Annotated in this window: 15 protein-coding genes; 13 read left to right on the forward strand and 2 right to left on the reverse strand. The window is 68.9% G+C overall.

Annotated elements, in window-relative coordinates; translation table 11 throughout:
• The first annotated feature begins 214 nt into the window (after nucleotides 1–214).
• From E2493_RS08080 to E2493_RS08110, 7 genes are all read left to right on the forward strand, one after another.
• Nucleotides 215–3,124, forward strand: coding sequence for a TonB-dependent receptor (locus E2493_RS08080; protein ID WP_167737445.1), 2,910 nt, complete (start codon nucleotides 215–217; stop codon nucleotides 3,122–3,124).
• Between the two features lie 273 nt (nucleotides 3,125–3,397).
• Nucleotides 3,398–4,645, forward strand: coding sequence for a glycoside hydrolase family 28 protein (locus E2493_RS08085; RefSeq protein ID WP_225421227.1), 1,248 nt, complete (start codon nucleotides 3,398–3,400; stop codon nucleotides 4,643–4,645).
• Between the two features lie 21 nt (nucleotides 4,646–4,666).
• Nucleotides 4,667–6,769, forward strand: a complete 2,103-nt coding sequence (locus E2493_RS08090) for an acetylxylan esterase (protein ID WP_167737446.1) — start codon at nucleotides 4,667–4,669, stop codon at nucleotides 6,767–6,769.
• An 8-nt stretch (nucleotides 6,770–6,777) separates the two neighbouring features.
• Nucleotides 6,778–8,184: a glycoside hydrolase family 28 protein gene (locus tag E2493_RS08095; protein ID WP_225421228.1), complete on the forward strand. Its 1,407-nt coding sequence runs from the start codon at nucleotides 6,778–6,780 to the stop codon at nucleotides 8,182–8,184.
• Between the two features lie 68 nt (nucleotides 8,185–8,252).
• A complete protein-coding gene (locus tag E2493_RS08100) occupies nucleotides 8,253–12,089 on the forward strand; it encodes a LamG-like jellyroll fold domain-containing protein (RefSeq protein WP_135085542.1) in 3,837 nt (1,278 codons plus the stop codon).
• Nucleotides 12,086–13,117 (forward strand): alpha/beta hydrolase, encoded by a 1,032-nt coding sequence (locus E2493_RS08105; RefSeq protein ID WP_135085544.1) that lies wholly within the window; start codon nucleotides 12,086–12,088, stop codon nucleotides 13,115–13,117. The genes E2493_RS08100 and E2493_RS08105 overlap by 4 nt, the downstream gene beginning before the upstream one ends.
• A 117-nt stretch (nucleotides 13,118–13,234) precedes the next feature.
• Nucleotides 13,235–14,311: a LacI family DNA-binding transcriptional regulator gene (locus E2493_RS08110; protein ID WP_135085546.1), complete on the forward strand. Its 1,077-nt coding sequence runs from the start codon at nucleotides 13,235–13,237 to the stop codon at nucleotides 14,309–14,311.
• Nucleotides 14,312–14,428: 117 nt separating this feature from the next.
• On the opposite strand, the gene ctrA is transcribed toward E2493_RS08110, so the two are convergent.
• The gene (gene ctrA / locus E2493_RS08115) at nucleotides 14,429–15,130 is read right to left on the reverse strand and encodes a response regulator transcription factor CtrA (RefSeq protein WP_135085548.1); all 702 of its coding nucleotides are present in this window, start codon (nucleotides 15,128–15,130) and stop codon (nucleotides 14,429–14,431) included.
• 176 nt (nucleotides 15,131–15,306) lie between these two features.
• Between ctrA and E2493_RS08120 the strand changes: the two genes are divergently transcribed.
• The 4 genes from E2493_RS08120 (at nucleotide 15,307) to E2493_RS08135 (ending at nucleotide 17,921) form a co-directional block, all read left to right on the forward strand.
• Nucleotides 15,307–15,966: an RluA family pseudouridine synthase gene (locus E2493_RS08120; protein WP_135085550.1), complete on the forward strand. Its 660-nt coding sequence runs from the start codon at nucleotides 15,307–15,309 to the stop codon at nucleotides 15,964–15,966.
• Nucleotides 15,953–16,366 carry an alternative ribosome rescue aminoacyl-tRNA hydrolase ArfB gene (gene arfB / locus E2493_RS08125; protein WP_135085552.1) on the forward strand — a complete coding sequence of 138 codons (414 nt, stop codon included), beginning with the start codon at nucleotides 15,953–15,955 and terminating at the stop codon, nucleotides 16,364–16,366. Before E2493_RS08120 ends, arfB begins: the two co-directional genes overlap by 14 nt.
• A gap of 33 nt (nucleotides 16,367–16,399) precedes the next feature.
• A complete protein-coding gene (locus E2493_RS08130) occupies nucleotides 16,400–16,909 on the forward strand; it encodes a GAF domain-containing protein (protein WP_135085554.1) in 510 nt (169 codons plus the stop codon).
• Nucleotides 16,910–16,976: 67 nt separating this feature from the next.
• The gene (locus E2493_RS08135; RefSeq protein WP_135085556.1) at nucleotides 16,977–17,921 is read left to right on the forward strand and encodes an RcnB family protein; all 945 of its coding nucleotides are present in this window, start codon (nucleotides 16,977–16,979) and stop codon (nucleotides 17,919–17,921) included.
• A 51-nt stretch (nucleotides 17,922–17,972) separates the two neighbouring features.
• Here the strand turns inward: E2493_RS08135 and E2493_RS08140 are convergent, their stop codons facing one another.
• Nucleotides 17,973–18,428: a universal stress protein gene (locus E2493_RS08140; protein WP_135085558.1), complete on the reverse strand. Its 456-nt coding sequence runs from the start codon at nucleotides 18,426–18,428 to the stop codon at nucleotides 17,973–17,975.
• A 172-nt stretch (nucleotides 18,429–18,600) separates the two neighbouring features.
• On the opposite strand from E2493_RS08140, the gene E2493_RS08145 reads away from it, so the two are divergent.
• Together E2493_RS08145 and lpdA are read left to right on the forward strand one after the other, a co-directional pair.
• Nucleotides 18,601–19,938, forward strand: a complete 1,338-nt coding sequence (locus E2493_RS08145) for a pyruvate dehydrogenase complex dihydrolipoamide acetyltransferase (protein ID WP_135085560.1) — start codon at nucleotides 18,601–18,603, stop codon at nucleotides 19,936–19,938.
• Between the two features lie 12 nt (nucleotides 19,939–19,950).
• Nucleotides 19,951–21,333 carry a dihydrolipoyl dehydrogenase gene (gene lpdA, locus E2493_RS08150; protein ID WP_135085562.1) on the forward strand — a complete coding sequence of 461 codons (1,383 nt, stop codon included), beginning with the start codon at nucleotides 19,951–19,953 and terminating at the stop codon, nucleotides 21,331–21,333.
• The last annotated feature ends 27 nt before the right edge of the window (nucleotides 21,334–21,360 follow it).

The following is a 21,360-nucleotide window of genomic DNA, read 5'->3' on the forward strand; positions in this document are numbered from 1 at the left end:
GCTGTCCAGCGCCGGCACGGGCGGCCGTGCGCCAGTGCGGCGTCCGACCAGGCAAGAAGCAGCGAGGAAAAATGCTGCACTGCACCGTGGAAATAGTGGCTTGACACCGGTGTCTCAACCGCAAGACAGTGCGAGACACCGGTGTCTTAGTGGCCGACAGACTCAAATGAGCAGGCGGGGACATGCGGTGAGATCGGTATGGGGAGGATCATCCATGCGCAAAGTTCGCTCGTATCTGTTGAGCGCCACCGCCCTCGGACTCGCGGGCATCGCCTTCCACGCTCCGGCGTTCGCACAGGCTACGTCCGGCGGAGATCCCGCCGGCGAAGCCGTCCAGTCGGGTGATCCGGCGGCAGGAGAGGCCGCTGACGCGGCCGAGCCCGCCGGCGCGGAGGATTCGGGCGAGATCGTCGTCACCGGCTTTCGCGGCAGTCTCGAGCGTGCGCTCAACCTCAAGCGCAACAGCAATGCCGTGGTCGACACGATCGTCGCCGAGGACATAGCCAAGTTCCCCGACAACAACCTCGCGGAATCGATCGCCCGCGTGCCCGGCGTGACGATCACGCGTGACGGCGGCGAGGGCCGCAACATCTCGGTCCGTGGCCTCGGCGCCGAATTCACCCGGGTGCGCATCAACGGCATCGAGGCGCAGGCGACCACCGGATCGAACCGCGGCCGCGGCTTCGACTTCAACGTCTTCGCCTCGGAGCTGTTCAACCAGATCGACGTCCGCAAGACGCCCTCGGCCAGCGTCGAGGAAGGGTCGCTCGGCGCCACCGTCGACCTCCACACCGCGCGCCCGTTCGATTCGAAGCGCAACGTGCTCGCCGTCTCCGCCCAGGCCGGCTACAACGATCTTTCGAAGCAGGTCGATCCGCGCTTCGCCGTTCTCGGGAGCGCCCGCTGGGAGACCGGGGTCGGCGAGTTCGGAGTCTCGGCCTCGCTCGCTTATTCCGAGAAGACGACGCTGCAGAACGGCGTCTCCACGGTCGGCTGGCAGCAGGGCAATGCCGACGGCGGGTTCTGCAATCCGGCGACCCGGCCCGTGCTCTGCGCGGGCACCAATCTCCCCGCCTATAACGTCGCCAGCCAGGCGACGACGCGCTACCCCCGGTTCCTGCGCTATCAGGACTATAATCTCGAGACCAAGCGGACCGGCGTGACCGGCTCGCTGCAGTGGCGGCCCGGCCCGCAGACGCTGCTGACCTTCGATGCGCTGTTCTCAAAGTTCAAGGGCGTGCGCAACGAGCGCCAGCTCGAATCGATCTCGCTCAGCCGCCCTGCGAGCACCGGGGGCAAGCCGGAGGTGGTGGTCCGCGACCTCGAAGTCGACGAGAACGGGACCGCCGTCTACATGGCCCTCGACAATGTCGATATCCGCTCGGAAAACTACATCGACAAATACGATACCACCTTCCAGCAATACACCGTCCACCTCGAGCATGAGTTCAGCGATCGCTTCAGCATGAGCGTGCTGGGCGGCTACGTGAACAACGACTTCGACAATTTCTACGATCTGATCGCGCAGATGGATCGGCAGAACGTCGACGGCTATTCGTACGACATGCGCGAGACGGGGATGAACTTTCCCGCCATCAACTACGGCTTCGATGTCACCAATCCGGCCAACTGGTACATCGGACCGGTGGTCACGGCGGCCGGCGGGACCGGCGCCAGCGGCCCCGACATCCGGCTCCGGCCGAACTGGAACGACAATACCTATCGCACCGCGCAGATCGATCTCAGCTACAAGCTCAACGACAATCTGACCCTCAGCGGCGGCTTGCAGCACAAGCATTACGATTTCGACGCGCGTGGCCAGCGCTTCGCCGCCGGCGAGACCAACATCCCGGCGCTGCCGGCCGGCACCACGGTTGCGGGGGTCACCGAGCTCTATTGCGGCTACGACGGCTTGCCCCTCCCGGCCGGCACCGATCGCTGCTGGCTGACGCCCAACCTCGACGCCATCGCCTCCGCCTACGGCGTGTTCAGCGGCAATCCGCGCTTCGCGCTGTCGGCCACGTCGCCGAGCGCCCGCGGCGACAACCGGACGGTCGGCGAGCGCGATACCGGCGGCTACATCCAGCTCGCCTTCAACTTCGAGCTCGCCGGCATGCCGGTGCGCGGCGACATCGGATACCGCCGGGTCCACACCCGGCAGCAATCGGGTTTCTACGCGACCGTGCCGACGACGGTGAACCCGAGCGGCTTCGAATGGACGACGGTCGGTCGCTCCTACGATGACGACCTTCCGTCGATGAACCTGGTGCTCGAGCCGTCGCGCGACGTCCTGCTCCGCTTCGGCGCGGCGAAGGTGATGGCGCGGCCTGGTCTCGCCAGCATCTCGGCCGCGACCAACGTGTCGGTGGCCGGTGCGTCGCGTTCGGTCTCGACCGGCAATCCGTTCCTGGAACCCTATCGCGCGACGACATTCGACGTCGCCGCCGAATGGTATCCGGCACGCGGCTCGATCCTCTCGGCCGGCCTGTTCTACAAGGACATCTCGACCTACGTGCAGAACGTGACCGTCCAGGGCACGTTCGCGTCGACCGGGCTGCCGGACTCGCTGATCGCCGGCACGGGCCTCACGCCCGCCGACCAGTTCCAGATCTCGAACGTGATCAACACCCCGGGCGGACCGCTCAAGGGCCTGGAGCTCAACCTGCAGCAGGCGCTCACCTTCCTGCCCGGCTTCCTGGCCAATTTCGGCGTGCTGGCCAACTACACCTACGTCGACGCCGACATCGACTACATCACCAGTACGACCAACGGCTCGGTCGTCACCGTGACGCAGCCGCTGCTCAACCTGTCGAAGAACGCGTTCAACGCGACCGTCTATTACGAGGACGGCCCCTTCCAGGCGCGCGTCTCGGCCAATTACCGGGACAACTACCTGACGTCGGTGCCGGCGGGCTTCAACACCGACGTGGGGGGATCGAAATCCTCCACCTATGTGGACGCCTCGATCTCCTACCGGATCTTCGACAACCTGACGCTCAGCCTCGAAGGCATCAACCTCACCAACGAGCCGACCATCTCGTACACGGACTCGGTCGCCCAACGTGTCGGCGACTATTTCCAGAGCGGGCGGCAGTTCTACGCCGGCGTCCGCTACAGCTTCTGAGGCCTCCCGCTGCCGCGGCGTCCCTTCAGGGGGACGCCGCGGTCTTTGTCTCGAAGAGGGTCCGGAACGATGCCAATCGACTCCATTCGTACCAATCGGCGGAGCTTTCTGGGTGGAACGTGCTGCGCGGTCGCGATCCTGAGCCTGGGAGGCGGCGCGACGGCGGCGTCCGGCGCCGACCCGGCCTGGGCTGAGGCCGCAGCCATCCGCCGGCGAATCCGGCCGCCGCGTTTTCCGCGCGCGAACCGCTTCACGCCCCAGCAATTCGGAGGCGTGCCAGACGGCAGGACGCTCGCCACCGAAGCCTTCGCCAAAGCGATCGCCGCCGCCTCGCGGGCGCCGGGCGGCGGACGTGTCGTGGTCGAGGGCGGGGTCTGGCTCACCGGTCCCATTCACCTACGCTCGAACGTCGAACTCCATGTCGATCGCGACAGCATCATCCGCTTCGCACGCGATCCCGCGCTCTACTTCCCTCCGGTGCTCACCCGCATGGAAGGCAATGAGCTGATGGGCATCTCCCCCTTCATCTACGCGCTCGACTGCGAGAACGTGGCGATCACCGGTCATGGCGTGCTCGACGGCCAGGCGGACCGCGAGCATTGGTGGAACTGGACGCGCAGCCCCGCCGACGGGTCCGAGCGGCCGGGCGCGCGGCTGAAGCGCCTCGCCGAGGAGCAGGTGCCCGTTGCGAAGCGCGTCTTCGGGCCCGGCTCGACGATCCGGCCGCAATTCATCCAGCCCTATCGCTGTCGCAACGTGCTGATCGAGAACGTGACGATCATCCGGTCGCCGATGTGGGAGATCCACCCGGTCGAATGCGAGAACGTGACGATCCGAGGCGTCACGATCTCGAGTCATGGGCCGAACAACGACGGCTGCGATCCCGAAAGCTGCCGCGACGTGCTGATCGAGAACTGCCTGTTCGACACGGGCGACGATTGCATCGCGATCAAGTCCGGCCGCAACGCCGACGGGCGCCGACTGAAGCGGCCGACCGAGAATGTGATCGTCTCGGGCTGCACCTTCGCGGACGGACATGGCGGCGTGACCCTCGGCAGCGAGATCACCGGCGGCGTGCGCAACGTGTTCGTCGAGAATTGCCGGATGGACAGCCCCCAGCTCAACACGGCGATCCGTTTCAAGAACAATGCGGCGCGCGGCGGCACGCTGGAAAACATCCACGTCCGGGACGTCACGGTGGGGCAGGTCGGCCGGGCGGCGATCACGATCGACTACAATTACGGCGAAGGCGCCAAGGGCGCCTACACCCCCGTCTTCAGGGGACTGACCGTCGAGCGGATGGTGGTCGGCCGCTGCCAGCGCGTGCTCGACCTGCAGGGCTTCGCCCACGCCCCGATCCGCGACATCCGGCTCGTCGATTGCACGATCGTCCGCGCCGCCGAGCCCGACATCGTCAGCCATGTCGAGGGCCTGCGCTACGAGAACGTGCGGCGCAACGGGGAGGCGGTGACCGGGCCCACGCCCGGAGCGGCGGTCGAGCCCGCCGACATGTCGGGCTGAGGGAGAGGAGGGATGATCGCCATGAAGGGATATAGCCGTCGTTCGGCTGCCGCCGCAGCATTCGCGTTGCTTCTCGCCGCGCCCCCGCTCTCCGCCCAGGCACCGGCGCAGGGAAATGCGCGTGATCGTCTGATCGAGCATCTGACGAGCCTCGCCCGCGTGCAGGCGGCAAAGCGCGCCGCCACCGTCGCCGCGATCGCGACGGCCGAGGACGCGCGGCTGCGCCAGGTCCGGGTGCGGGCGCTGCTCGACGAGATGATCCGGCTCGAACGCGTCACCGGACCGGTTGCGTTCGAGGTCACCGGACGCAGCGAGGAGGAGGGCTACCGGCTCGAGAACCTCTGGTACGAGAGCCTGCCGGGGTATCGCGTCACCGCGAATCTCTACGTGCCCTCCGAGGGCAAGGGGCCGTTCCCGGCGATCATCACCCAGCCGGGTCACGGCATCGACGGCCGTCTCGGCGGTCACGGCTTCGCGGTGAACCTCGCCCGCGCGGGCTTCATGGTCCTCGCCATCGACATCGTCGGCGAGGGCGAGCGCATCCAGCATTACGATCCGGAGATCGGAGCCTCCAAGGTGGGGCGCCCGACCGGCGAGCATTCGATGGCGTTCGGCCAGGCGCTGCCGACGGGCGGCCACGTCTCCCGCTTCTTCATCCAGGATGCGATCCGGGGCGTGGACCTGCTGATGGCGCGAGCCGATGTCGACGATCAGAGGATCGGCGCGTTCGGCTGCTCCGGCGGCGGAACCATCACCGCCTATCTCGCGGCGATCGATCCGCGCATCAAGGCGACCGCGACCGCCTGCTACGTCAACGACTTCGATCATCTGCTCGCACCCGGAGGCCCCGGGCCACAGGACGCCGAGCAGTCGATCCCCTTCTTTCTCGAGCGCGGGCTCGACCTTCCCGACTGGATCGAGGCGGCCGCGCCGCGGCCCTATGCGGTGGTCTCGACGACCGGAGACATGTTCCCGATCGCCGGCGCCCGGGCGGCTTATGCGGAAGCGCGCCGGTTCTACGAGATCCTCGGCGCGGGCGACCGCATCACGATGATCGAGGGACCCGGCGGCCACGGTAACCTCGCTCCGATCGCGCCCAAGATCATCGGTTTCTTCAACCGGTGGCTGAAGGACACGTCCGGCGAGCCCGCCCTTCAGAGCATCGTGACGGGTGATCCCACCCGGCTCTGGGCCACCCCAACGGGACAGCTCGTGACCTCCGGTGGCGGCGAGACGCTGCGGACGGTGATCGCCCGTGAGGCGCCCCAGCCGCCGGAGGTGCCGCAGGGAGAGACGGCGCAGGCGCGGCTCGAGCGGCTGCGCATTGCGATCCGCGACATCGCCCGCACGCAGGTCGCCCCCGGAGCTCCGGCCCCGGCCGTCACCGAGGCGCAGGCGGAGAGCCGTGACGGCTATGCCCTCTCGCGTATCGGGTTCGACGCCGCCCCTGGCCTTCGCGTCGAGGGCCTGTATGCCCGCGCAGCGACGCGCGGACGCCGACCGACGATGCTGTTCCTGGCCAACCAGCCGCAGACGGCGCTGTCCGCACCGAATGGCCTGTTCGAGCGCTGGACGCAGGCCGGCTGGAACGTGCTGGCGCTGGAGCCGAGAGGTGCGGGCGGCACGGAGGAAGCGAAGTCCCCCCTGACCGGCGACTGGACCTTGCTGTCGCTCCGCGCGCTGCTGGTCGGGCGTACGCCGATCGGGATGCGGACCGACGATGCCCTCGCCGCGCTGAGCTGGCTCGCCACCCGCGCCGAGGTCGATCCGAGCCGGCTGGAAATCTATGGAGTCGGCGCGCTCGCGCCGGTGGCGCTACACGTCGGCGTCCTCGATCCCCGCGTGACCGCCGTGACCAGCGACGGCGGCATTCTTCGCTATCGCGACTTCGTAGCGCGGCCGCTCAGCCGTGACATGGCCGAGGTCAACCTTCCCGCCGTGCTCACCCGCTACGACCTGCCCGATCTGATCGCGGCGCTGGGACCGAAGGTGCGGCTGGTCAATCCGGTGAACTCGGTCGGCGAGCCGCTCAGGCCGGACGACATCGCCGCGATCCTGCCGGGCGCGCCGCGTCCGATCCTGCGCAGCCCGCGCGACCCGATCCTGCCGCCACCCAGCCGATGAGGTTCCGAATGCTTTCCAATCGTCGCACCTTCCTCGCCGCTGCCGGTCTGACCTCGATCGCCGCCGCGCTCGGCACGTCCGCAACGGCAAAGGCACAAGCGCTGCCGCGGCTGCCCGCCAGGAGCGACACCCCTGCCCTCCGCCTGCGGCTGGACCCGCGCGAGTTCGGCGCGCGCGGCGACGGCAAGACCAAGGACACGGCGGCGGTGCAGCAGGCGCTCGACCGCTGCGCGGTGATGGGCGGCGGCGAAGTGCTCGTCTCTCCCGGCACCTATCTCGTCGGCGCGCTCCGCATCGGATCGAACACCACGCTGCGGGTGAGCGACGGCGCGACGCTTCAGGGCTCGCCCGATCTCGCCGATTACCCCATCGTGCAGGTCCGCTGGGAAGGACGATGGGTGCCCGGCTACAGCGGACTGGTCTGGGCGCAGGACGCGCGAAACGTCACCCTGACCGGCAAGGGGCGGATCGTCGCGTCGAAGGAGATCCACCGGCGGGTGGCGGAATCGGGCCTGCGCCACCCGGCGCTGCTCGAGTTCGTCGATGTGCGCGGCCTCAGCGTGACCGAGCTCTACACCGAGCAGAACGACATGTGGTCGATCCACCCGGTCTATTGCGAGGACGCGGTCTTCCGCGACCTCACGGTCAAAGGGAATGCCGACGGCATCGACGTCGATTCATGCCGCCGCGTGCACATCGACCGGTGTGATTTCGATACGGTCGACGACTGCATCTCGCTCAAGTCCGGCCGTGGCATGGAGGGGAACGTGATCGGCCGGCCGACCGAGGACGTGACCATCACCGACTGCGTGTTCCGCGACAAGCGCTGGGCGTGCATCGGCATCGGCAGCGAGACGTCCGGCGGCATCCGGCGCGTGCTGGTCGAGAGGTGCCAATGCCTCCAGGCGCATACCTTCGCCATCTACATCAAGAGCCGGCCGGGACGCGGCGCCTTCATCGAGGACATCACGATGCGCGATCTCGACGTCTCCGGTGCGGGCTACGGCTTCCTGCGGCTCAACTTCCTCGACAGCGGCAAGCAGGACCAGTTCCCGGTCGCCGGGCTGGAGGGCATCCCGACGGTGCGCAACTTCACCTTCGAGCGCATCCGGGTGAAGGACGTTCCAATCCTGGTCGAGGCGGTCAACATCCACCCGGAAAAGCCGCTCGACGGCTTCACGCTGCGCGGGATCAAGGGCACGTGCGGGCACGGCATCACGCTCGCCAACATGCGCAACGTCACTCTCGAGGCCATCGACGTGAACGTCTTCTCCGGCCCGAAGGTCGCGATGGCCAACGTGACGGGGCGGGGCCTCGATGGCGCTGCCCGACTCGTTCCGCCGGCCGTGCCGCCGGCGGTCGTCGCCACCACGCCGGCCTACCGGCTCGGGCAAAGCTCGGGGGCGCCGAACTGAGGGACGGCAGCGAGCGGCCAGGCGGCGAGGACCGCCGGCCGGACAGGAGACGATCAGGAAAGGCCCAGATGATGCTTCGTACGCTGCTTCTCGCCTCCGCCGCGCTGGTCTCCGGGGCGCCCGTCGCGGCCCAAGCGGACTCCGGTGCCGAGGCCGGATTGCTGTTCAGCGCGCCGCTCGACACCGGGTTCGAGGCGGAGAGGGGGGCCGGCGAGGCGCGTCCGCTGTTCCTCGAGAATGTCGATCTGGTTGCGGATGGCGCCCAGGGCGGCGCCGCCCGGGCTGCCGACAACCAGATCCTGGCTTGGGGCGCTGCCGGAAATCTCTACGCGCAGCGCGGCACCCTGTCCTTTTTCTGGCGATCGCACCAGCCGATCGGCCGCCGGCAGTTCGTCATCTTCCGCGTCGGCTATCCCGATCACACCAGCTGGGACATGACCTTCCTTCGGCTTGACTGGAACGGCCATGGCTTCGACGCCTTCGTCACCGACGCAAACCTGGCGCGCGTCCGGGTTTCGTTCGATGCCCCGGCCCCTGACAAGGACCGGTGGACCCACTTCGCGCTCGCCTGGGACGAGGCGAAGGGGCTCGTCCTCTACGTGAACGGCCGCCCGGCGGCGCGAAGGATGCAGGCGGCGGTGCTCGACAACGCCCTCTACGCCTTCGGGCCGCACAGCCGCATCATCTCCGGCTACCAGGTGCAGAGCGCCTACGACTATCAGCGCGGCGGCGATATCGACGCGGTCTCGACGTTCGACCACATGCTCGGCGACGCCGAGGTCCTCGCCCTCGCCGAGGGTAGAACGACGCCCGGCACGGCAGCGCCGGTGCGCGACCTGGGCCAGGCCGCGTGGCGGGACGAATGGCGGCTGCGCTACGGCTTCAACCGCCCGGCCGATCCGCCGCCCTATCTCTCCGCAGCCTCGACGCGGATCGCCACGGTGCGCCCGGAAGAGGCTCGCGACCTCAAGGCCCGTTTCTGGCGCGGCAATGACGGCGTGCGCGAGACGACCTGGCCCGGAGTCTACAATCGTTCGCGGCTGGCCGGCCGCAGCGACTATTTCGTCCTGCCCGACTGGAACGTCTATTCGGAAGGCGGCAAGGCGCTGACGCTGAGCCTGCCCGACCGGGCGTGGAACCGGATCGAGATCCAGGGCGCGGCCGACGGGGCGCTGACCGCGCTGAAGGACGGCCACGAGACCAGGATCGGCGTCAGGCCGCCGGGGCAGGAGCGCACGGTGCTGCAGCTCGCCGAGCCGCGCACCGGAGGCGCGCTCCGGTTCGAGAACCGGCTCCAGGAGACGCCGATCCGGGAGATCGGTCTGTTCATGGTCGAGCCCGGCGCAGCGCCTGCGGGCGCGACCCGGCTCAACTATGTGGTGGAAGCGGGTGCGGGGGTCGATTACCCGGCGCTCGCGGAGCTGAACGGCTACATCGCCGGCCGGTTCGTCGCCGACGAGCGGCAGACGGTGGTTGCGCTCCCCGCCGGGGCCCCGCGGAAGGCCCGCGCGGCCAGGGCAGGGCGTTCGATGCCGCTGGTGCATGTGCTCATCCCCGCGGACTTCAGGGCAGTGGCACCGGGCGATCCGGTCGCGCGGTTCAGCTACGGCTGGACCAACATGGCCGAGGGGCTGGACGGGATCGAGCTCCGGATCCCGGCGCTTCGCGCGACCGCCACCCATGGCGGGCTGATCCCGCTCAACGTCCGTATCAAGGACCCATTGTGGCCCGACCGCGACCTGATCGACGTCAACGTGTCGGTGAAGCCGGGCGAGGCGCGAACCCTCTTCCTCGACACGCGCGACCGGCTGCTGCCGGGCGATCGCAGCGTCTACCTCCAGATCGCATCGGCCAGCCCTGATTTCGATGCGGCGGCGCTGGACGGCGCCGGCATCTCCCTGGTCTTCAAGCCGCGCGAGGCGGCGCTCGCCGAGCATGTCGCCGACCGCGAGGAGCAGGTCCGCGGCGCGCTGGCGCAATTCGTCGAGGAGCAGCCGAACAACAAGCTGTTGCCGGTCTACGAGCAGTTCGAGCGGGACGTCACCGATCTGCTCCGCGCCGATCCCGACAATCGCGTGGGGCGGATCTACTGGGCCGAGCAGAATGGCGACCAGCCGCCGCCGCCGTTCACGCAGAGCGCGCCGACGCCGGGCGTGCCGCTCTGGGCGCAGCGTCAGATCGAGGATCTGAAGCTCGCGCGGCATTTCGTCGATTGGTGGATCGATCACCGACAGATTCCCGAGGGCGGCTTCGGCGGCGGCCTCTCGGACGATTCGGACCTTCTCCACCAATGGCCGCCGATCGCGCTGATGGGACTCGAGCCGGAGCGCATTCGGGCGAGCGTCGGGGCGACGCTCGACGCCATCTACCGCAGCGGCATGATCACGAACGGCCTCAACACCATCCGCGCCGACGAGCTCCATTCCTACGAGGAAGGGATCAACACCGTCGCCCAATATGCGTTGCTCAACTGGGGCAGCCCGCGGGCGATCGAACAGCTGATGGCGACCGCACGGCGCTACGACGATCTGACCGAGGTCAATCCTGCCGGGCACCGGCATTTCGTCTCCAACTCCTTTGCCGCCGGCGACATGTGGCGCGAGGGACCTTGGCAGCGGCAGAAGGGCAACAACTTCCTGATGTTCCACCCGGGTGTGCTCCTGGTGCAGTGGAACGGATCGCCGCGGACGCGGGCCTCGATCGTCCAGACGCTCGACGGCTTCCTGGCGCACGCCAGGCCCGCCGAGGGCGAAGGCGTGACGCTTCCGTCGCAGATCGACTGGCCGAGCGATGCGGAATTCGAGCCGGGCGGCCCCGCCGGCAACACGGCCGGCCTCGGGCTCGGCGGTTCGACCTCCGCCTTCTGGGCCGCCTATCGCTGGACGGGCGAGCGGAAATATCTCGGGCCCCTGCTGCCCGGCGCGCCGCGCAACTTGGTCGGGCTCGGCCCGGACGTGATGACCGAGCTCGGCCAGCGGGAGACCTGGGGGCCTATTTTCGAGAAAGCGGCCAGCGAGCCCAGCACCTACCGCCAGTCGAACACCGGTGGTCCCGGGAGCAGCCTGGCCCTTGCGCGCTTCGGTGCGTGGCAGACGTCCGGTGACAAGAGCTATCTCGAACAGCTCTATTCGGCCGAGATCCAGTCGGCGAGCCAGCGCATGTCGATGATGACCGAGGGCGAGCTCTGGACCGATCGCGTCCAGATTCCCTCCGAGATCCTGCAGCGCTCGCGGCTCGGCGGGGTCGCCTCCCGGCGCGGCCAGATCTTCCCCGGCAATCGCGTGTCGTGGCGCTTCTCCGGACCGGACAGCGCCGAAAGCGTCGCCCTGCTCTTTCCCGAGGCCTCGGGCAGCAAGCTCCGCCTGATCGCCTACAATCTGACCGGCGTGCCCGTGGAGGCGACGATGGTCGGGGCGGACGTGGTCCCCGGCCGCTGGACGCTCGCGGAGGGGAGGGACGCGAACCAGGACGACCGCGCCGATGCGCCCCGCAGCAGCATCGTCAGGTTCGGGCCGGGCGAGGAGACGCGCCTGTCGCTGCCGCCCGGCCAGTCGGTCATCGAGTTGGACCTGGTCGAAGCCGGTCAGCCCAGCTGGACGCGCCCCGACGTCGGCATCGATCCGGAAGACGTCCGCGTCTCCGGCAACAGGATGCGCGTGACGGTCCACGGGCTCGGCGCCATAGCCTCGCCGGCAGGGCAGGTGATCGTCGAGGCAGGCGGGCGCGAGATCGGCCGCGGCCGCTTCCCCGCCCTTTCCGCGCCCGACGACCTCCGGCCCAAGACGGCGGTGGCGACGATCGGATTGCCACGCGGTGCGCCCGCGGCCGGCGTGCGCGTCCGGCTTTCCCTCGATGGCCAGCCGGCGGAGATCAGCCGCACCAACAACGAGGTGGTGTTGAAATGACCGACGGCTTCAGCCGACGCGACCTGATGGCGATCACGCTCGCGGCGGCCGCGGCCTCGCCGACGCTGGCGCAGGCGCCGCAAGGCGAGACCTGGCCCGCCGCGGGCGAGGATCTGACCGGGACCCCCCAGCGGCCGGTCGTCATCCCGGCGCCGCCGGAACCGGCGGGACTGCTCTCGAGCGAGGTGATCGAGCTCTGGCCGAAGGGAAGGATCCCGGGATCCGTCGGCGTCAGCACGCGCCGCCTCGTTCTCGAACGTGGATCACCGGCTGCGCACGATCGCGCGGTGATGCGCGTGTCGCGCCCGATCCTCGAGGTCTTCCGACCGGCTCGGCCGAACGGCGCCGCGATGATCGTGCTCCCCGGCGGCGGCTACGTGCGGCTGGCGGTGGACAAGGAAGGCGCGGGTGGGGCCCGCTACCTGACCGGTGAGGGCGTCACGGCCTTCGTGCTCCATTACCGGTTGCCCGCCGATGGCTGGGCGGCCGGTTATGACGCTCCGCTTCAGGACGTGCAGCGCGCCGTCCGCCTGGTGCGCGCGAATGCCGCCCGCTGGGGCATCGATCCGTCGCGGATCGGCGTGATGGGATTTTCGGCAGGCGGCCACCTCGCGGCGGCGTCGCTTACCCGCTACGACGCGTCGGTCTACGATCCCCTGGATTCGGCCGACCGCCTCTCCGCACGACCCGACATGGCCGTGCTCGGCTATGCCGTGATGAACATCGGCGCGCGGCCCGGCCGCGCCGTCCAGGCGAGCGCCGAGGCGGCCCGCGCCCTCAACGAGCGCGTCCGATCCGGCCTCGCCCCGACGTTCGTCTTCCACGCTGCGGACGACCGGACGGTACCGGTGGCGAACAGTCTCGCCCTGTACGCCGCGCTTGCCGCCGCGGCGGTCCCGGCCGAGCTTCACGTCTACCAGGAGGGCGGCCACGGCTTCGGCTTCAGCCTGGCTTCGGATCGGCCGGCATCGCGCTGGCCGCAGGACTGGCAGGCCTGGGCACGCCGGCTCGGGTTCCTCGGACGCTGATCGCGCGGCTGTCGACCATGGGCACGCCACTGCTATTGAGGATCCGCACTCCGTCCCAGGGTGCGGCAGGAGTGATCAGCGCCGCGCGGGAACCGGCGCCCGGACGCGGAGGGGACGATGACCGACGTGCCTGACAACGAGCACACTCCGTCCGGCCCCGGAAAGCGGCCGACGATCAACGACGTCGCGCACCTCGCCGGAGTCTCGAAGAAGACGGTTTCGCGGGTGATCAATCGCGTCGCGACGGTCGGGGAGGACGTCCGCGAGCGGGTCGACAACGCCATTTGCGCGCTCGGCTTCACGCCGAACCTCCAGGCGCGCAGCCTCGCCTTCCGGCGCTCGTTCCTCGTCGGCCTGATCTACGACAATCCGAGCCCCACCTACGTCGTCAACATGCAGCTCGGCGTCCTCGACGCGCTGGGACCCCTGGGATTCGAGCTGGTCGTGCATCCCTGCTCCCGCGAGGCGCCCTCGCTGCTCGACGACATCAGGGGCTTCGTCGAGCGGCAAAGGCTGGCGGGCGCGATCCTGCCGCCGCCGCTTTCCGAGGACGAGCGCATCATCGCCCTGCTCCGCGAGCTTGGCTGCCGTTATGTCCGGGTCGCCGCCCTCGCGCTCGACGAGCCGGAGGCGATGGTCACGACCAACGACCAGCTCGGCGCCGCCGAGGCTGCCCGCTGGCTCGTCGACCAGGGACACCGGCGCATCGCGCTCGTGCGTGGGCCCTCCTCCTTCTGCTCGTCGGAAGTCCGCGGCCAAGGCTTCCTGTCGGCGCTTGCCGAGCGTGGGATCACCCTGGATCCGGCCTGCGACGTGGCAGGCGCCTATACGTTCGAATCGGGCGTCGAGATGGGGCACAGGCTGCTCGGCCTCGCCGATCCGCCGACCGCGATCTTCGCGCTCAATGACGACATGGCGATCGGGGTGATGCAGGCGGCGCGCGAGCGCGGCCTCGATCTGCCTGCCCAGCTTTCGATCGTCGGTTTCGACGATCTTCCGATGGCGGCGCGGGTCTGGCCGAACCTCACCTCGGTGCGGCTGCCGATCCGCGAGATGGGGAACATGGCCGCCCTCAAGCTGCTCGCCCCGATCGTCGGCGACGCGCTCGAGCCGCTGTCGCTGCCCGACGTGCGTCCGGCGCTGGTGCTGCGCCAATCGGCCATCGCGCTGCCCGGCGCCGAGCCGCCGCGCTAGCCGCTTCACGCGATTCGTGAAGGCGGCTGGGGCCCAAAGCAAAACCGGCGCCCGCTCGCGCGGACGCCGGTTCTTCCCCACGCCGGATGTCCGGCGTACGTGATCTTTCGGCCGGCGCTACGCGACCTGGGCCTGCTCGATGTCGTCCGGATCGCGCAGCACGTATCCGCGGCCCCAGACGGTCTCGATGTAATTGTCGCCGCCACAGGCGAGGGAGAGCTTCTTGCGGAGCTTGCAGATGAAGACGTCGATGATCTTCAGCTCCGGCTCGTCCATGCCGCCGTAGAGGTGGTTGAGGAACATTTCCTTGGTCAAGGTCGTGCCCTTGCGGAGCGAGAGCAGCTCCAGCATCGCATATTCCTTGCCGGTGAGGTGGACGCGGGCGCTGTCGACCTCGACCGTCTTGGCGTCGAGGTTGACGGCCAGCTTGCCGGTGCGGATGACCGACTGGCTGTGGCCCTTGGAGCGGCGCACCACGGCGTGGATGCGGGCGACCAGCTCGTCGCGGTGGAACGGCTTGGTGACGTAGTCGTCGGCGCCGAAGCCCAAGGCGCGCACCTTCGAATCCATCTCGCTGATGCCGGACAGGATCAGGACGGGCGTGCCGACCTTCGCCATGCGGAGCTTCTTCAGCACGTCGTAACCGTGCATGTCGGGAAGGTTCAGATCGAGCAATATGATGTCGTAATCATAGAGCTTCCCGAGGTCCAAACCCTCTTCGCCAAGGTCCGTCGTGTAGACGTTGAAGCCTTCTGCGCCCAGCATGAGCTCGATGCTCTTCGCCGTCGTCGGCTCGTCTTCGATCAGCAGCACTCGCATATCGGCATCGCCCCTTTTGCTCCGCGTGCAGGGCATTTTTCGCCCTCGCTTCGCTGGTCGCCTAGTCATTAACTATTGGAGGTATGAACGCAAAAGGTTAATTCGAGATTAAGGCCGGATTACCGAAACTTGCGCGGGTCGTTGCGTATCCGCCACAGTCGTGGCAGGGCGGCGCGATGTGGGAAGATCGCGTCCTCTTCATCGATGCCGAGGCGCTGGTGATCGACAAGCCCGCCGGCCTCGCCGTCCACCCCGGACCCCGGACCCGCGAGAGCCTCGAGCATTATCTGCCCGCCCTGCGCTTCGGCTTCCAGCGCCCGCCGGCGCCGGTCCACCGGCTCGACCGCGACACCAGCGGCTGCCTTCTCCTGTCGCGAAATCCCAAGGCGCACAAGCGCTTCGCCGCTTCGTTCGAGGCGGGCGGGGTCGAAAAGACCTATCTCGCCGTGCTCGACGGCGTGCCGGAGGCGGAGGAAGGCGAGATCGACATGCCGCTCGCCAAGATCTCGAGCCGTGAGGCGGGATGGCGGATCGTGCCGGACGCGCACAAGGGCAAGCCGGCGGTAACGCGGTGGCGCCGCCTGGCGGTGAAGGACGGCCGGGCCTTGCTCCTGCTGATGCCGCAGACCGGCCGCACCCATCAGCTTCGCGTCCACGCCGCCGAAGGGCTCGGCCTGCCGATCGCGGGCGACCCGGTCTACGGCGCGGGGCGGGGGCCGATGCTGCTTCACGCGCGGACGCTGAGCGTCGAGCGGCCGGGCAAGGCGCCGATCGAGGCGCTGGCGCCGTTGCCGCCGACCTTCACCGCCGCCGGGTTCGCCGATGGAGACGCCTGAGCCCTTCGTCCTCCCGGAAGACGCGCTCGAGGAGACGTTCATCGCCTCGAGCGGCCCGGGCGGGCAGAACGTCAACAAGGTGGCGACCGCGGTGCAATTGCGCTGCGACGTCTTCAAGCTCGGCCTGGCGCCGCCGGTCTACCGACGGCTGAAGGAGCTCGCCGGCAGCCGGATGACAAGCGACGGCGAGATCGTGATCACCGCCCGCACCCACCGCAGCCAGGACGCCAACCGCCAGGAGGCGCGGGCGAGGCTGGCGGAATTGATCGGCAAGGCCCACATCCGCAAGCCTAAGCGGATCAAGACCAAGGTGTCGCGCGCCGCCAAGGCGAAGAGGCTCGAAGGCAAGAAGCAGCGCGGCGCAATCAAGCAGGGCCGCGGGCGGATCAGCCTCGACTGAGCGGCGCGCCCGCCGGAAGAGACGGAGACGAGAGTGTACGATTTCAGGATCGCGGCCGGAGACAAGGCCGAGTTGTACCGCGAGCTTGTCGCGGCGGCCGATTCGCTGACGGCCGGAGAGCCGGATGCGGTCGCCAACATGGCCAACATCGCGGCTTTGCTCTGGGAGACGCTGCCGGACCTCAACTGGGCCGGCTTCTACCGCAACGTCGAGGGGGAGCTCGTCCTCGGGCCGTTCCAGGGTCGCGCCGCGTGCATCCGCATTCCGTTCGGCAAAGGCGTGTGCGGCGCCGCGGCGGCGACGCTCGAGCCGCAATGCGTGGAGGACGTGAATGCCTTCCCCGGCCACATCGCCTGCGACTCCGCCTCGGCGTCGGAGCTGGTCGTGCCGGTGGTGCACGAAGGCATGCTGATCGGCGTCATCGATCTCGACAGTCCACGCACCGCACGGTTCGACGCGCAGGATGTCGCCGGCTGTGTCGATTTGGCACGGCTCCTGGCGCCGCGGCTCGCCTCGGTAGAAAAAACTGCGTCCAAGCGTTAAGAAAGCGTTAACGTCAGGACCGGCCTGCGGTTCGGGCGCGCCTGCTTACGCACAGGGGACTGCAGAGATGAGCACGCTCAAGCTGGTTGTCGCATTGGCCGCATCGGCCGCTCTGGCGCCGGTCGCCGCGGCCCAGACCGTGTCCGATCCCGATCCTTATGCCGTGCCGCCCGTCGCGATCGCGGGCGCGGCGGCCGCCGGCGCCCAGGGTGCGCCGATGGCGCCGCGGGGAAGCCATTTGGGCTCGGCCGGGCCCGGCGCCGGCATGCGCCAGATGCATCGTCCGCCGCCGGGGGCGATGGTCGGTCACGCGCCCGGCCAGATGCACGGCGGCAATGTCACGCGCTTTCATCACAATATGCGCGGCGGCGGCGGGCGCTTCGGGCACATCTCGCGGATCAACCGGGGCGGCTTCGTTCCGTCCTTCTGGTGGGGCCCGCAGTTCGTCGTCCAGAACTGGGGGATGTACGGCTTCCCGCAGCCCTACGCAGGCACGCGCTGGATCCGTTATTATGACGACGCCCTGCTGATCGACCGCGAGGGCCGGGTCCGCGACGGCCGCTACGGTTATGAGTGGGACCGCTATCAGGATCGCTGGGGCTACGATCGCAGCGGCATTCCGGTCTATGTCGGAGACGGCGATTTCCAGCCCGAGCGCTGGGACTATGAATGGGCCGAGAATTGCGACCGCAACGGCTGCGGCGGCGACGAAGCCTATGCCGAAGGGCCCGATTACGGCCCGCCGCCGCCGGGCCCGGGCTACGGGCCGCCGCCGCCGCCGGCCGGCTACCATCAGGGCTACGGCTATGGCTACGGCGCGACCTACGGCTATGGCGCCTGCTCGTGCGGACCGGTGGTGGTGACGGAGACGACGGTGACCACCGCCCCCGTGGTCGAGCAGGTGACCTATTACGATTATGTCACCGAGCGGGCTCCGGCGCCGCGGGTGAAGGTCAGGACCAAGCGGGTGAAGGCGCACCGCGTCGCGCCGTATCCCGGCGAGCGGGGCTGAACCCCGGGGGACGCCGGCCGTTCCCTTCCACGCGCCCCGCAGGGCGGCCGCTCAGGTCAGGCGGTCCAGCGCCTCTTCGGCGAGTCGCTCGGGAACGATGACGAGCGGGCAGGGGAGCGTGCCGGCGATCGCCCCCGAGAAATGGGTGACCAGCGGCCCCGGCCCGCCTTCCGCGGCGGCGCCGAGGATCAAGGCCGAGATGTCGCTGCGCTCCTTCAGCAGCTCGGCGATCGCTTTCTCCGGTTCGCCCTGGCGGACCAGGATCGACGGGCGGATGCCCGCCTCCTCGACGATCGCGCCGGTCGCCTCGAGCAGCATCGCCTCGGCACGAAGCCGTGCCTCCTCCTCCATTGCCGCCTGGACGCCGCCCCATTGGACGAACTCGGCCGGCGGCACGATCGCCAGCACTTCGACGCTCGCGCCGGTCCGCGCCGCGCGCCGCGCCGAATAGCGCAACGCGACTCGTCCCTCGTTCGTGTCGTCGATCACCACCAGGTAGGAACCCATGCTTGCCCCCGTTTCGAGCGGCCATGGTGCGACGGATCGACAGGCCTTTCAAGCGCAGCGGACGGCGGGCGGGTGCGCTGGCGGCGGTGCGCGCGAAGGACAGGCCTTGACCGCGGGCCTTCCTATGCTGTTTGGGCATGAAGCCAAGTCGACGCCCAGGAGTTCGGCGCAAATGCCCATCGAACTGAAGATGCCCGCCCTTTCGCCCACGATGGAAGAGGGCACCCTCGCAAAATGGCTGGTCAAGGAGGGCGACACCGTCGCCGCCGGCGACCTGCTCGCCGAGATCGAGACCGACAAGGCGACGATGGAGTTCGAGGCCGTCGACGAAGGGACGATCGCCAAGATTCTCGTCGCGGAGGGGACCGACGAGGTGAAGGTCGGCACCGTGATCGCGCTGATCGCCTCCGAGGGCGAGGACGTCGGTGCCGCCTCCGCACCGGCCGCGGCGGCCGAGCCCGTCGCCAAGGACGGCGGCGAGACCGGCGCCGGCCAGCCGGCCACGCCCGCGCCGTCGCCCGAGGTGAAGGGCTATGGCGCCAACCCGGCCGAGGACAAGAAGATCGCCGCGGCGGCGCCGACGGGCGCGCAGCCCGGCGCAGGCGACCGCGTCAAGGCCAGCCCGCTGGCGCGGCGGCTGGCCGAGCAGAAGGGTATCGATCTTTCGGCGCTGCAGGGCACCGGCCCCGGCGGCCGCATCGTCAAGGCGGACATCGACGGCGCCCGGCCGGGTCAGCCCAGGCCGGCCGCAGCGCCCGCGGCGGCTCCGGCAGGTGCGCCCGCAGCGGCGCCGGCGCCGGTCGTCCACGGCGTGCCGGACATCCCGCACGAGGCAGTCAAGCTCTCCAACATGCGCAAGACGATCGCGCGCCGCCTCACCGAATCGAAGCAGACCGTCCCGCACATCTATCTCACCGTCGACGTCCAGCTCGACAAATTGCTCAAGCTGCGCTCCGAGCTCAACGCCGGGCTGGAGAGCCGTGGGGTCAAGCTGTCGGTCAACGACATGCTGATCAAGGCGCTGGCGGCGGCGCTGATGGAAGTGCCGAGCTGCAACGTCATGTACACGGGCAGCGAGCTGGTGACGTTCCAGCGCGCCGACATCTCGGTCGCCGTCTCGACTCCGACGGGGCTGATCACGCCGATCGTCAAGGACGCCAATTCCAAGGCGCTCTCGGCGATCGCCACCGAGATCAAGGAGCTCGCCGGCCGCGCCCGCGAAGGCAAATTGAAGCCCGAGGAATATCAGGGCGGCACCGCCAGCCTCAGCAACATGGGCATGTACGGGATCAAGCAGTTCGAGGCGGTGATCAATCCGCCGCAGGGCATGATCATGGCGATCGGCGCCGGCGAGAAGCGGCCCTACGTGGTCGACGACAGCCTGCAGATCGCGACCGTGATGAGCGCCACCGGCAGCTTCGATCACCGCGCGATCGACGGCGCCGACGGCGCCCAGCTGATGCAGGCGTTCAAGCGCCTGGTCGAGAACCCGCTCGGCATGCTGGCGTAAGAGGGGGCGAGAATGGCTGACACTTACGATCTCATCGTTCTCGGCTCCGGGCCCGGCGGCTATGTCGCGGCGATCCGGGCGAGTCAGCTCGGGCTCAAGACGGCGATCGTCGAGCGCGAGAAGCTGGGCGGCATCTGCCTCAACTGGGGCTGCATCCCGACCAAGGCCCTGCTCAGGACCTCCGAGATCAACCATTATCTCACCCACGCCTCGGCTTACGGCCTCTCGGCGGAGAAAGTGAGCTTCGACCTCGCCAAGATCGTCGACCGCAGCCGTAAGGTCGCCGGGCAGCTCAACGCCGGCGTCAAGGGTCTGATGAAGAAGAACAAGGTCACGGTCGTCGAGGGCGACGGCGCGCTGAAGGGCAAGGGCGTGCTCACCGTCACCAAGGACGGCAAGACGACCGAGCTCAACGCCAAGCACATCATCGTCGCGACCGGCGCGCGGGCCCGCGACCTGCCGTTCGCGAAGGCCGACGGCAAGCGCATCTGGACCTATCGCCACGCCATGGTGCCGAGCGAGATGCCGTCGAAGCTGCTGGTGATCGGCTCCGGCGCGATCGGCGTCGAGTTCGCCAGCTTCTATTCGGACATGGGCGCCGAGGTGACGATCGTCGAGATGCTCGACCGCATCCTGCCGGTCGAGGACGAGGAGGTCTCCGCGTTCGTGCACAAGGCGCTGACCAAGCAGGGGATGAAGATCCACGTCAGCTCCGGCGTCGAGAAGATCGAGACCGGCGCCAGCGGCGTCAAGGCGACGCTGAAGGGCGGCGCGACCGAGGAATTCTCCCACTGCATCGTCGCGATCGGCATCGTTCCGAACACCGAGAACATCGGGATCGAGGCGCTCGGCATCGAGACCAACCGCGGCCATATCGTCACCGACGGCTACGGCCGCACCAACGTCGAGGGCGTCTATGCGATCGGCGACGTCACCGGTCCGCCCTGGCTCGCCCACAAGGCCAGCCACGAGGGCGTGGTCTGCGTGGAGGCGATCGCCGGCAAGAAGCCGCATCCGTTCGAGACCTGGAACATTCCGGGCTGCACCTATTCGCGGCCGCAGGTCGCCTCGGTCGGGCTGACCGAGGCCAAGGCGAAGGAGGCGGGGCACGAGGTGAAGACGGGCAAGTTCCCCTTCATCGGCAACGGCAAGGCGATCGCGCTCGGCGAGGCGGAAGGCTTCATCAAGACCGTCTTCGACGCCAAGACCGGCGAGCTGCTCGGCGCGCACATGGTCGGCGCCGAGGTCACCGAGCTGATCCAGGGCTATGCGATCGCGCGGCAGCTCGAGACGACCGAGGAAGACCTGATGCACACGGTCTTCCCGCACCCGACGCTGTCCGAGATGATGCACGAGAGCGTTCTCGACGCCTACGGACGCGCGCTGCATTATTGAGCGATCCGTTCCGCTGCGGCGGAACGG

Origin of the sequence: Sphingomonas parva (ex Maeng et al. 2020) (assembly GCF_004564275.1) — a bacterium.
GTDB classification, from domain to species: Bacteria; Pseudomonadota; Alphaproteobacteria; order Sphingomonadales; family Sphingomonadaceae; genus Allosphingosinicella; species Allosphingosinicella parva.